Source organism: Streptomyces sp. NPDC003038, assembly GCF_040611115.1.
Classification (GTDB): domain Bacteria; phylum Actinomycetota; class Actinomycetes; order Streptomycetales; family Streptomycetaceae; genus Streptomyces.
Window position 1 is genome coordinate 1 of record NZ_JBEXNN010000067.1, and the last position, 11,410, is coordinate 11,410.

The window sequence follows — 11,410 nt, forward strand, 5'->3', positions numbered from 1 at the left end:
CGCCTCACCGGGGAGAACACCATCTCCTGGCGCGACCCGAAGAAGGGCACCAAACGCCCTATCCCGGGATGAAACATCGGACGAAAACGACCTCTAAAGCAGGCAGTTTTGAGCGAAGAGTAACTCGCGCAGCCTGGGTTCGCTGTCAAGCGGCGGCTTGGCCCACACGTTTTACCCCACGGCGGAACGGCAGTGCTGGCTCGAATGATGCAGTTGGGAAGGACTGAGGCACGACACGCCGTCCCGGCCGGCCCCGCCGAGCCCCTGCTCGGGGACAAGGGCTACGACTCCAAACCCCAACCGCGATGAACTACGCAAACGCCGGATCCTGCCCGTCATCTCCCGCAAAGGAGCAGCGAATCAAGGGCATGGGCAAGCTCCGCTACGTCGTCGAGCAGACCTTCGCCCTACTCCACCAGTTCAAACGACTCGCCGTCCGATGGGAACGCCGCACCGAACTCCACGACCCGTTCGTCTCCCTCGCCAGCAGCCTCATCTGCTGGCGACGCCTCAACAAACCGACTCGTCACCGTGTTACGAGCTCATAGCACAGGAACTCCTTAGCTCCAAACCCTACGTCAACTTTTCACCACCGCCTCTGAGCTTGAAACGCGGCACCGGCTTGCCGCACCCGCAAAAACCCGCTAAAGGCTTCCAGTCACTCTTGGGCCACATGAGCGTTGTCCGGTATAGGTAGTTTTGGTGGCCTGCTTACACGGCTTCAAGCCGGGTCAAAAACGGACGGCTTCGCGCCGCAGCCAGGGTCCGCAACCCCTTCACCGCTACGGGGCAGCCTTTAGGCAGGGCCGACCCTTCTCGACCTGCCGTGAGGACCGCAGAGGCGATCGGCCAGGGCGACTTTTCAGCCTAAGCAGCTTAAGCCGCCGTGGCTTAGGCATCGTTTCATTTGCTGCGTCGGAGTTGGCAGACGAAGCTATGTCCGACGCCGACGAAGGCGTGTTCTGCCTCGTAGTGATAGGGAAGCCGACAGCACCTGGCAACCACGCCCTGGTCTGGCCCCGACCCAGCGGTGGCTGTTGAGCCGCTTTGAAGGCCATGATTTACGGGCGGTGCGGTGCCAGCTCGCTTGCGGACCCACCCGTGCACATTGCAGCGCCCCCATCCATCGGCGACACTGCCGAAACAGCGCCCCCCCACCACTGTCCGCACTAACCGTTCAACTCCGTCCTGCGTGGTCCACGAACGAGCATGCCAGTACGCAGGGACAGTTGGAGGAAGCGTGCCGTTCTGCCCTGCGGCGGAACTACAGAACATGGAAGGCGCGTTGTCAGGGGTCTCGGCCAATTGAGGAGGAACTGAGGGAACTACGGGAACATGCCTGGCCAGGCCCAGTCTTGCCGATGCCTGGAACGCTTCTCCAGAAGGCGCTGGGGGGAACAATTGCGTCTCGGCACCTGCCGCACAAGGCTGGCACCAGCCGTCATGCCGACCGCCGAGCCGTGTGACCGCCCCCGTATGGCCGACGCGGCCTCAAAGGAAACGATCCATCGCCCAGTTCCTGGTCGCCCGTGTGCTGAACTGGAAGACACTTTGATGGTCCAGTCGAGGGTCAGGCAGGACAAGAGTCCTCAGCAGCCGTGGGCATCGATGTTCCTCTTCGCGGGCCTTTGAGCTGCTTCTGAGCACGCGAGCGGGCCCTCCGTCCTCCTCGACGCCGCCTCAAGCCACGGCTATGACCGCCCAAAATCCTTTGGAACACCCCGCCTCTGAATGATGGCGGGGCAGCGGAAGTGTGTGCTTGAAGACAGATAATTCTTCGCCACGCCTGATTGACGTGTGCCTCTTGCGGATGCTGCTGCAATCCTGCGAGTCCCGGCGGTGTCAGAGAAGGATGCCCGGTCTCTGCTGTCGGCAAACAAGGGGTGGCTAGTTCTGTGCTCGGTGTGTTCCCGGCCGCTGCGGCCCGTACACCGATCTGGTGAACTTTACGCGGGGGTCGCGCTTCTGGGCGCATGGGATCTTGAGAGCCGCTAGGTTGATTGCTGATCAATTTACCGAGAGGGCTGGAGAAGGAGATCGTGGAGTCCGCACCACACCGGGGCCCAGATCGTCGCCTAGGGCTGACAGCTGCGGAGATCGCTCAGATGTCAGGGGCCGTGACGCGACCTACCGTCGCCTCCGTCGCAGCAACAGCAGGCGTCCCTGGGCATCAGATCCGACGGGGCATCTCGCCGGAAAACGGGCGGAGGATCGCAGCGGCCATGTCGGTGGGGTTGCTGACCGAGCGCTCAGCGCGGGCCATCGCCGAGGACCCTCAGGCCGTCATCCGAGCCTCGCAGGAACTACAGGCGTTGGTGTGGGAGATCATGCGCGCTCGATCCGAGGCTGTACGCCAGGGAGCGGTTGCCTGAACACACGGAAAACGGATTCGAACAGACAAGAGGCCCGGCTCACTCCCGCCAAGAAGTTTCCGGGCCTCAGGAAGCACTCCCCTGATCCAGACTCTCGGCCGCCACTGATGTAGACAGCCGAGCAGCCGTTGGCTCATGGGCGAGCTTGATACTGCGAATGAGAGAGTACCCATGGCTAGGGCCATCCGAGAATACCAGCACGCCCGTTTCCAGAATATTTTGGCTCCGAGCGAGCCCTCGCGTCCCGAATGGAGGGCCCCAGTTGGCCTCGTGGAGGTCTCCCAATCCCCAGGCTGGTGGTTTCGTACGCCTGTCCACGGGGTGCAAGGAGGTGTCTGGTCAACTTCGCGTCAGCGTCTGACACAAGTTCTCAGCTGGTGCCCCGAAGTCCTCTCACACCTGACCCTTCTGAATCACGATGGTCGAGCTTCCCGTGTGTACTACACCCTCCGCGTCCATCACCATGTCGCCACGCTCCCTGAGAGTGACCTGCACCAGGGCAAGGGATGGGAGCTCTTTCCTACCATTGACCTTTGGGAGTGCCTCGCCGTGCAGGACCAGCTGCGGCAGATCGTGGAATGTCAGGCACTTCACGCTCCCCGGATTGCTTGCGGGGAGGCGGCGGCATGACATCGCAGCCACTGGCCATCTTCTCCTCCCCCAGCTCAGCGCAATCAGCATATGACCAGGCGTTTTTGATCCTCATGCAGCTCTGTTGCGAACCCATGCCCCTGGGCCCTGACCAGTTTGAAGCCCGCTGCCCTGGTACCCACAGCCAGCACACAGTGTTGCTGGCGACCCGCCAGGACCCTGACGGCCATAGGCGCAGGGATGGCATGCTTTTCAGGTGCCAGGGAAATCCTGCATGTAGCCACGAAACTGTGCTCACGGCTCTGGGTATGGCTTCGGCCCCACCTGAGCCACGAGCCACCGGTTTGGACAATACCCCCCGAGGAAGGTTGTCCTCCACGTCCCTCCCTCCGGTCGGCGACTCGACCCATTCCACCCGCCCATCGCTGGCCGCAGATCTTTCCCGCTCGAAGCGTAGTAACGTCCAGCCTCCCGCATCCGACTGGGATGATAGCGGCGAGGCCCGGGAAGCGCCCCCTGGCCTCCCCGTCATCGGATCCACCGGCTGGCGCTATGACGTCGACCAGCACGGCGGCACCGTGTGGAAGGTACGCCGCGGTAAGGAGGTCACCTGGGAGGTTGTGCTCGACTGGGCGCCTTACGTGTCAGAGCGACTCGTGGTCCTCGGAGAAGACGGAAAGTCTGCCGGCCGCTACTACACGATCACCATCGGCGCGGATACGCTGACCAAAAGCCTGTCCGACCTGCGTACCGCCGACGGCTGGAACGACTTCAGCGACGACAGTGGCGCAGCATCCCGGGCCACCCGTGACGTCCTGATCAACATCATCACAGACCAAGGTAAGCGCCTCCCTCGCATTCCTGTCGTCACCCACACAGGCTGGCACAACCTCCCTGATGCAGGGCTCACATACGTCTACGCAGATGCCCGCACCTATCCCAGCGACCGACTCGTTCGCCTAATCGGCGCGCCGCCTCAGCTACGCCGGGCCGCAGAGCCGCTCGGATGCACCGCATCCCATAGTGAGTGCCAGCAGGCAATTAGGGCGATCGCCACTCACGGATGGGCGCCCCTGATGGCACTAGCCGTAGGAGCCCGGTCCATGGCTCACACCTTGCGCCCCTTGTCTGCAACATTCGTATTCGATGCCGAGCCCAACTCTGGCAAGACCTCCGCAGCCAACACCGGGCGCAGTCTGCTTTTGACTCCCCGCCCCCACTCCTGGCCCCCGGTTCCGACCAAGGGCATGAACAGCACAGTCACCGACATCGAGTGTGCCCTCGACTTCGAAGGTGACATGCCGATCCTCCTTGACGACATCCCCCTCACCCGTGTCTCCTCCGCCTCGGAGATCCGCGAGATGGAGAAGAAACTCGAACTAGTCATCCGAGCGGCTGGCAACGCCACTGAGATCAAGGGCCGGAGAAACCGTGACCTGACCGCGAAGATGGGCAACCAGATTCGTTCGATCCCCCTGATCGCGGCCCAGATGCTCCCTCCCTCCATGCAGGAGTCCCTCTACCGCCGCTCGGTGGTCGCTTACCTCTCCCGCGAGGGCGGCGAGGTTGATTGGCGGTGGTACAAGAACGGCGGCGGAGAGAGTCTCAGCGCACCACTGCGCACCATCGGGGACCGGATTATCGCACACCTGCACGAACAAGGTCAAGGCGCAAACGCGTATCTTGAGCATCTCGAGCACCAGGCAGCACAACAGCTCACTCCGCACATCGATCAGGCGCTCCCTGAACGTAGCGACACCATGGAGGGAGTCATCACTGCGGCAGCCGCCATGGTGTCCGGCCTGGGGCTGGTCGCCGCAGTGACCGGGCTGCAGATGAGCGACCTCACTGCCGCTGTCGCCGCACCGCTGGCCGAGTCACTCGCAAGGCAAGCATCGCGTATGGACGAGCAAAGCACTGCTCAGGGGGGGGTGGCCACGGCCGTTGGTGAGGCTCTGCGCAAGGCGCTGTTCCAGAAACGTGCCCATGTCCGTGACTCGAAGGGCTTCATCCGGCCGGCGGTACCCGGGCAGGTCGAGCAAGATCAGGGCCTCACATACAGCCATGAAACTAAGTTGTGGCACGGCAGGGGTCCAGCCCTGTACTGGCTCCCAGGGCGCGGTCCCGCCCTTGGTATCACCTCAAGGAACCTGAACATGCTACTCAAAGCTAGCGGAGACCCGCGTGTGAACAGCTATGTTGATCGCTCGCTCCCCGAGGCTCTCCTCCAGGCCGGTGTACTTCACCGCAACTTCAGCCAAAAGGACCGCAACGCCTCCCATCGCGTCCGGGTCGGTGCAGATAACCTCCGGCTCCTGCTTCTGAAACCAGATCTCATCTGGGATGTACCCCAATGAACCAGCTGTGGTGGAATCTGCCTGATAGCGAGAGATGAGTTGGAACGGGCAGACTTGAGCTTGTTCCGAGGTAAGTATCCGGGGGGATGGCTTGGAGGATTGAAGCGCCGACTGATCTCAGGTCCGCGGTCAGGCCTGGCGCGAGAGCGCCAGGTGTTCCGCTATCACATGAAGCGGCCTGTCGCGGGCGTCGAGCGGTTGTGGATCGTGGACGGAACGCTGATCCCGGTCCGCGACCGGCAGGTCGGCGTCTCTTCCCGCAACTACCGGTTCTCGGTAAACGTGCAGGTCATCATCGACGCCGACACCCGCCTGGTCGTCGCCTCGGCCCGGCCTGCGCCCGGGAACAAGGCCGATGCCCACGTCTGGCGGGAGTCGGACCTGCCGGCCGCGGCGGCTGGCACGACGGTGATCGCGGACGGCGCCTACTGGGCACCGGACTGATCGTCCCGCATCGCAGAAGGGCCGGCCGCCCCCCTCCTGCGTGGGCAGGAACTCGTGCAGCGATCATCAGCGATCAGAGGATCACAGGGCTGTCAGCCAATGTGATCGCCGAACTCATCGCCGAGGTAGGTCCGTTATGGCATGAACGACACCAGGCGAAAATGGAGGCCAGGCCCGCCACCTGGGCCGACGCGAGCACACGAGCGACACGATCCAAGCCGTCGCCGGACTGCTCTCACACCAGCAGACCACCACCCGCTAGGGTCCGTATTCCAATTGATCTTGCCCAGATCAGGAGGGATGCGAGTGTGATTGCTGCTTCGTAGGAGGTGGCGGTCTTCTCGTACCGTGTGGCAGTACCGCGGAAGCCCTTGAGCTGGTTGAGGCAGCGTTCGACGGTGTTGCGGCGTCGGTAGACGGTGATGTCGAAGCGTGGCGGACGGCCGCCTCGCCGGCCTCGGTTGCGACGGTGCTTCTCTGGTCGTACTTCTCCGGGATGGTGGCTCGGATGCCGCGTTTACGCAGGTAGGCACGGATGCCCCGGGAACTGTAGGCCTTGTCGGCGATCACGTGATCGGGGCGGCACCGGGACCGGCCCAGGCCGGTGCGGGGCACTCGGATGCGCTCGAGCAGGGGGCGTGCGCAGATGCTGTCGTGTCGTTGTCCCGGTGTCAGGAGTATGGCCAGGGGCCGGCCTCGGCCGTCGCAGGCGACGTGGATTTTGGTTGTCAGGCCTCCTCGGGATCGGCCGAGGGCGTGATCGTCCGGTTCGTCCGTCCGGTCCTTCCCCCTTTTCGGCCGGTGGCGGCGGCGTGCTGGTGGGCGCGGACGATGGTGGAGTCGAGCTGGACCAGCCAGTCGATGTCACCAGTCGCATCGGCCTGGGCCTGGATCTGCTGAAGGGCCTGGGTGAACACCCCGGCGATGGCATAGCGGCGGAAGCGCGTGTAGACCGTCTTCCACGGCCCGTAACGTTCTGGCAGGTCCGCCAGGAGACGCCGGTCCAGATCTTGTAGACCATCCCATTGATAACCTGCCGGTCCTCGACCCGAGGCCGCCCCCTGACGGCCACCGGTATCAGTGGGGCCAACACTCCCACTCGACCTCGGTCAGTTCATGGCGACGTATCACCAGGCCATGATCTACCACGCAAACGATCTTTTGAAGACGGACCCTAATGCCGAAGTCGGCCGCGAGCTGCCGCAGGTATCGTTCTTCCGCAGGTACACCAGTGCGGCCAGGGCACGCTGCCAGTCGTCACCTGGGGGCACCTCGGGGTGACGATCAGCATCGTGACCCACTCCACCAGCCTGACATGGTGCAGGGCCTCGAGTTCCCATTGCGGCCTGGCCAGGCGGCCGATGGCCTGTGGCGACGCCTCACGGGCCGTCATGCCGGTGATCGCGTAGACAGTCTGCCGGGTGACCGTGCCGGTCTTGATGTCGGTGCGGTGCCGCAGGATCTTCGCTGCCTGGACCGCGTGTGGGAAGTCCAGGCCCAGATCGGTGACCGTAAGAGCTCGTAACGTGATCTTGTTGGGGTGTGCTGGTCCGGCGTGACTGGTGTGATGATCCGGCCGTTGCTGTGGGTGTGAGTACGCGCCCGTGGATTGTGGACGATGCCCTGTGGGAGCTGATCGAGCCGCTGCTTCCGCCCTGGCCCGAGCGGTCGCCGGGACCGCGGCCGGTAGACGACCGGCTGTGTCTGCAGGGCATCCTGTACGTCCTGTACCAGGACATCGCGTGGCAACTCCTGCCGCTGGAGCTGGGGTTCGGCTCCGGGCAGACGTGCTGGCGGCGTCTTGACCGCTGGCAACGGGCCGGTGTCTTCGACCAGCTGCACCGTCTTCTACTCGCTGAGCTGAACGCGGCCGGTGAACTCGACTGGACTCGCGTCTGCGTGGACGGCTCCCACGTCCGCGCGAAAAAAGGGGTGCCGCGACCGGTCCGTCGCCGGTCGACCGGCGGAAGACGGGTAGCAAGCACCACCTAATCTGCGACGGACGCGGTACCCCGCTCAAGGTGATCACCACTGCGGCGAACGTCAACGACATCACTCAGGCCCTCGCCCTCATCGACGGCATCCCGCCGGTGGCCGGACGCCCCGGTCGTCCACGCCAACGCCCCGAGGCCGTGCTCGGCGACAAGGCGTACGACTCGAAGGCCGTGCGGCATGAGCTGCGCCGCCGCCGGATCCAGCCGGTGATCTCCCGCAAGGGCAGCCCGGACATCAAGGGCCTGGGCAAGCTCCGCTACGTCGTCGAGCAGACCTTCGCCCTGCTCCACCAGTTCAAGCGGCTGGCCGTCCGCTGGGAACGCCGGTCCGAACTTCACGACGCCTTCGTCTCGTTGGCCTGCAGCCTCATCTGCTGGAGACGCCTCAAGAAGGCCGAATCATGATCGCGTTATGAGCTCTAAGCGTGCGGACCGAGCGTGTTTCGCGCCGGCCGTCCGGCCTCGCGGTCGTAGCGGCGGGAGGTCACTTCCTTCCACAGCAGCGCACGCAGCACGGCGGCCAGACCCGGCTGGTTTCCCTTGACGATCAGGAGGTAGTGCGCGTTCTTCGCCTCCACCAGCAACTTCGTGGCTTTGTCAGCGAGATGCGGCTCTGGTCCACTTCTTGTGGAGGCTCACGGACAGTGATGTCAGTGGTGTGTGGTGGGATGGCCGGACTCTGCCGTTGATCCGCTGGGAGGCCCTCGTGACGTCTTCGTACCCGTCTCTGACTCGTGCCTTGGCCGAGGCTTTGGCCGATGTCCTGTGGTTCATCGACGGCAGCGAAGACGAGCAGATGGATCAGGACGACGCGGTCAAGGTCATGGAGGGGGTTGCCCACGTGGTCAGCACGCTGCCGAGTGATCAGCGACAGGAGCTGATCGAGCTGGTCGGGGAGATGGCAGCCGCCGAGAGCAACCCGGCTCGCCGCGAGTTCCTGGAAGAGTTCCCGGAGGGCTTCGGGCTGATCAATGATGAGTCCTGAGTAGCCTTTTCAGGAGTAGAGCAAGACGCGCTTGCGGAGGAGTTCAAAGCCGGCGCGGCCGAACATCTGGCGCTTCAGCATCTTGATCCGGTTGACATGACCCTCGACGACTCCGGAGTTCCACGGCTGCGAGAGTCCGGCGATGACGGCGTCGAGGTCGCGCTCCAGATGCCGGGCGAATCGTTGGAGGCTGGGCAGGTCGGCGGTGGTCGCGGCTTCGATCCATGCCGGCAGCTGGTGGCCTTGCAACTGGGTGAGCATGCGGGCGAAGGAACGGACGTGCCCGGCGAGTGCGTCCAGTTCGGGGGCAGTTCGCCAATACGTCCTTGAGCTGGATCCTGTCGCTCTCGGTCAACGCTTCGGGACGGGTGAGGATCCAGCGGGTGACGGCGCGGGCGGATGGCGGCCGGGGGCTGACTGGCTGGGCCGCGTAGGTTCCGGCTGACGTAGGCCCGAACGTTGCCGTAGCCGTCCGGGTAGCCCTGTGCCCTGATCTCCTCCCATAGCTTCCAGGCGTTGGTGCAGCCCTCTTGCCACCGCTCGTCGAGGTAGGGCTTGAAGGCGTCGAGCTTGGTGAGGCGGCTTTGCCACTGGCCGGTGAACAGCTGCTCCGGCTCGGCGGCGCGGGAGAAGCGGAGGACGGTGTTGAGGCCCATGCCGAGCTGCCGGGCGATAGACCGCTTGCTGTGGCCGGCGGCCAAGAGCGCGTGGACGGTGGCATGCTTGGCACGGGTCCGCTCAGCGAATCGGTGCCCTGTCGGCCACGGCGACGACGCGGGTGACTCCGGCGCCGGCTGTGGTTCCTCCAGCGGCGCCGGTGCCGGTCTCAGGCACGCGCGGTGCCGGTAGACGCACTTCTCGGCCGCTTCGCCGAGGTTGTGCCAGAGGTGCCATCTGTCGGCGACCTGGAGAGCTTGCGGGGCGCCGCGGGTAGCGCCTTCGGCGTAGAAGACGGCGCGGTCCCGGCAGATGATCTCAATGCCGGGGCGCTCGGACAGCCAGGCCGCGAGGGTGTCCGCCTCGCGGTCCGGCAGGAGGTCCACCGGCCGACGTGTCTCGACGTCGACGAGCACCGTTCCGTAGATCCGGCCCTTGCGCTGGGCGTATTCGTCCACGCCGACCACGCGGGGCGTGGCGGCGGGCGGATCCGGGAGCGAGGTGATCAGCCTCAGCAGCGTGTTCCGGCTGACTCGCACCCCGAAGGCGTCCGACATCCGGGCGCCGGCCCGTCCCGCGAGCGCGAGACCGACAGAGACCAGCGTCGATCGCAGTCGCTCCGTCCGCCGACCGAACCGGCGCGTGAGCCCCGGCACCTGCTCGACAAATGTCTTGCGGGGGCAGGACTCCTCCGCGCAGACGAACCGGCGCACTCGTAACGACACCACGACCAGCTTCCCAGCGGTCGGCAGGTCACGGGGAAACCGCAGGTAGGAACCGTGTATTCGCCCCGACCAACACCCGCAGCCCGGACAGGCCGCCCCACTGGCCATGGTCTGGGCCTCCACGCGCACGACAGTGTCAGCCACCTCGACCGACTCCACCGACACGTTCTCCACCGACCAGAACAGCAGCTCATCCAGCTGCGGCCGTACTTCGTTCACGGGGCAGAACTGTCGACCCCACTCCACCCGGTCGGGACGATTTTCGGGCGACCTCGACAGCCATCTAACGACGAGCAACAGTCACGCTGCGTGCGCGACCACAAGAAGTGGACCAGAGCCGCTTGAGACCTACGTAGCCAAACTTCGCGTGTTCGCGGTGCGTGTGCAGGGCGTCGGCGGTGACAACCACGCCGGGCAGGTCGAACGGTGCCAGCAGGCGTGTAAAGCCAGTGACCTCGGTGGTCTTGTCCGGTACCCGCAGCTGGCTGACGGTGCGTCCACCGGACACGACGGCCGACAGCAAGTGGGCGGCCGGAGCGGTACCAGTGAGCGAGCCCGCGCGCGGTCTTGCCGTCCACCGCAACTGATGCGGCCCCCGCAGGGTCGCATCCGAGCAGGTCGGCCAGGGCGCCGGGGCATACCAGGGTCAGCACGCGGCGGAGAGTGGAGGCGAAGGGGGCGCGACGCACCGCGAACGGCCCGCCCGGACGGATGCCGAGGCGTTCGAGGGTGTCCTGGGGAGCGTGGCGGGCCCACTGGCCGACGGCCAGGTAGGAGCGGGCGCCGGCCAGGACCGCGCTGGCCGCGGTGAGCAGGACGGAGACCAGGGTGTAGCGCCGTCCGCGTCGATCACGGGGGTCGGCCAGATGACAGAGCCGCTCAGCCGGTGCGGGGATGGCGCGGTGTTGACGGGACGGCGTCTTGGTCAGACAGACGGTGGCAGACTGACGACACATCGAGGCTCCGGTTGTACAGGGCGACTTGGGAAGGTCACCCTTCAACCGGAGCCTCGTTGCCTACCTAGCGGCCATCTCCCGCATCGTCATACGTCCGTGACCAGCTGCTTCTCGTCAAGACCGCGACTTTGAATCAGCCCTGGCGTTTGCCGGGGGGCGCGGAGCCGAGCATGCTCGGTTGAAGTCCTGACTCCTCCGCCTCACCGCATAGGACACGGTCTTATCCTTCTTCTGGGCATTGTCAGGTTGTTGGCTGGGGTGGGATGATCTTGGGGTTGGGGGTGTTCGGGAGAGGAGCCGGTTGTGTCGGATGTGGCGCCGTCGTACAA

8 protein-coding genes and 5 pseudogenes are annotated in these 11,410 nt (G+C 65.0%); 5 read left to right on the forward strand and 8 right to left on the reverse strand.

Translation table 11 applies throughout. The features are described 5' to 3' along the window. Nucleotides 1–305: 305 nt before the first annotated feature. The 3 genes and pseudogenes from ABZX75_RS33400 to ABZX75_RS33410 all read left to right on the forward strand — a co-directional run. On the forward strand, nt 306–548 hold the full coding sequence (locus ABZX75_RS33400; protein WP_355417731.1) for a hypothetical protein: 243 nt from the start codon (nt 306–308) through the stop codon (nt 546–548). A gap of 2,783 nt (nt 549–3,331) precedes the next feature. Further along, on the forward strand, nt 3,332–5,320 hold the full coding sequence (locus ABZX75_RS33405) for a hypothetical protein (RefSeq protein WP_355417734.1): 1,989 nt from the start codon (nt 3,332–3,334) through the stop codon (nt 5,318–5,320). 174 nt (nt 5,321–5,494) lie between these two features. Then, nucleotides 5,495–5,815, forward strand: a pseudogene (locus ABZX75_RS33410) (transposase); the annotation flags it as partial. Between the two features lie 184 nt (nt 5,816–5,999). On the opposite strand, the gene ABZX75_RS33415 reads toward ABZX75_RS33410, so the two are convergent. The 3 genes and pseudogenes from ABZX75_RS33415 to ABZX75_RS33425 all read right to left on the reverse strand — a co-directional run bounded on the left by ABZX75_RS33415 (nt 6,000) and on the right by ABZX75_RS33425 (nt 6,681). Next, a complete protein-coding gene (locus ABZX75_RS33415) occupies nt 6,000–6,188 on the reverse strand; it encodes a hypothetical protein (RefSeq protein ID WP_355417749.1) in 189 nt (62 codons plus the stop codon). After that, nucleotides 6,134–6,496 (reverse strand): annotated as a pseudogene (locus tag ABZX75_RS33420) (transposase); the annotation flags it as partial. The gene ABZX75_RS33415 and the pseudogene ABZX75_RS33420, both read right to left, overlap by 55 nt. Then, complete coding sequence (locus ABZX75_RS33425) at nt 6,493–6,681, reverse strand: hypothetical protein (protein WP_355417737.1); 189 nt, start codon at nt 6,679–6,681, stop codon at nt 6,493–6,495. The gene ABZX75_RS33425 and the pseudogene ABZX75_RS33420, both read right to left, overlap by 4 nt. A gap of 673 nt (nt 6,682–7,354) precedes the next feature. Here ABZX75_RS33425 and ABZX75_RS33430 point away from each other — a divergent pair. Further along, nucleotides 7,355–8,163 (forward strand): IS5 family transposase gene (locus ABZX75_RS33430; protein WP_355417740.1). Its coding sequence is split into 2 segments (ribosomal slippage): nt 7,355–7,688 and nt 7,688–8,163, totalling 810 coding nucleotides; the frame shifts between segments, so codons are not numbered across the junction. 14 nt (nt 8,164–8,177) lie between these two features. On the opposite strand, the gene ABZX75_RS33435 is transcribed toward ABZX75_RS33430, so the two are convergent. Beyond that, complete coding sequence (locus tag ABZX75_RS33435; RefSeq protein ID WP_355417743.1) at nt 8,178–8,336, reverse strand: hypothetical protein; 159 nt, start codon at nt 8,334–8,336, stop codon at nt 8,178–8,180. Nucleotides 8,337–8,497: 161 nt separating this feature from the next. Here ABZX75_RS33435 and ABZX75_RS33440 point away from each other — a divergent pair, with 161 nt between their 5' ends. Beyond that, on the forward strand, nt 8,498–8,743 hold the full coding sequence (locus ABZX75_RS33440; RefSeq protein ID WP_355417746.1) for a hypothetical protein: 246 nt from the start codon (nt 8,498–8,500) through the stop codon (nt 8,741–8,743). Between the two features lie 9 nt (nt 8,744–8,752). Here the strand turns inward: ABZX75_RS33440 and ABZX75_RS33445 are convergent. The 4 genes and pseudogenes from ABZX75_RS33445 to ABZX75_RS33460 all read right to left on the reverse strand — a co-directional run. Beyond that, a pseudogene (locus ABZX75_RS33445) lies at nt 8,753–8,935 on the reverse strand (transposase); the annotation flags it as partial. Nucleotides 8,936–9,627: 692 nt separating this feature from the next. Then, nucleotides 9,628–10,233 (reverse strand): annotated as a pseudogene (locus tag ABZX75_RS33450) (ISL3 family transposase); the annotation flags it as partial. Nucleotides 10,234–10,408: 175 nt separating this feature from the next. After that, nucleotides 10,409–10,633: a hypothetical protein gene (locus ABZX75_RS33455; RefSeq protein WP_355417752.1), complete on the reverse strand. Its 225-nt coding sequence runs from the start codon at nt 10,631–10,633 to the stop codon at nt 10,409–10,411. A 163-nt stretch (nt 10,634–10,796) separates the two neighbouring features. Further along, nucleotides 10,797–11,081, reverse strand: a pseudogene (locus ABZX75_RS33460) (transposase family protein); the annotation flags it as partial. Between the last annotated feature and the right edge of the window lie 329 nt (nt 11,082–11,410).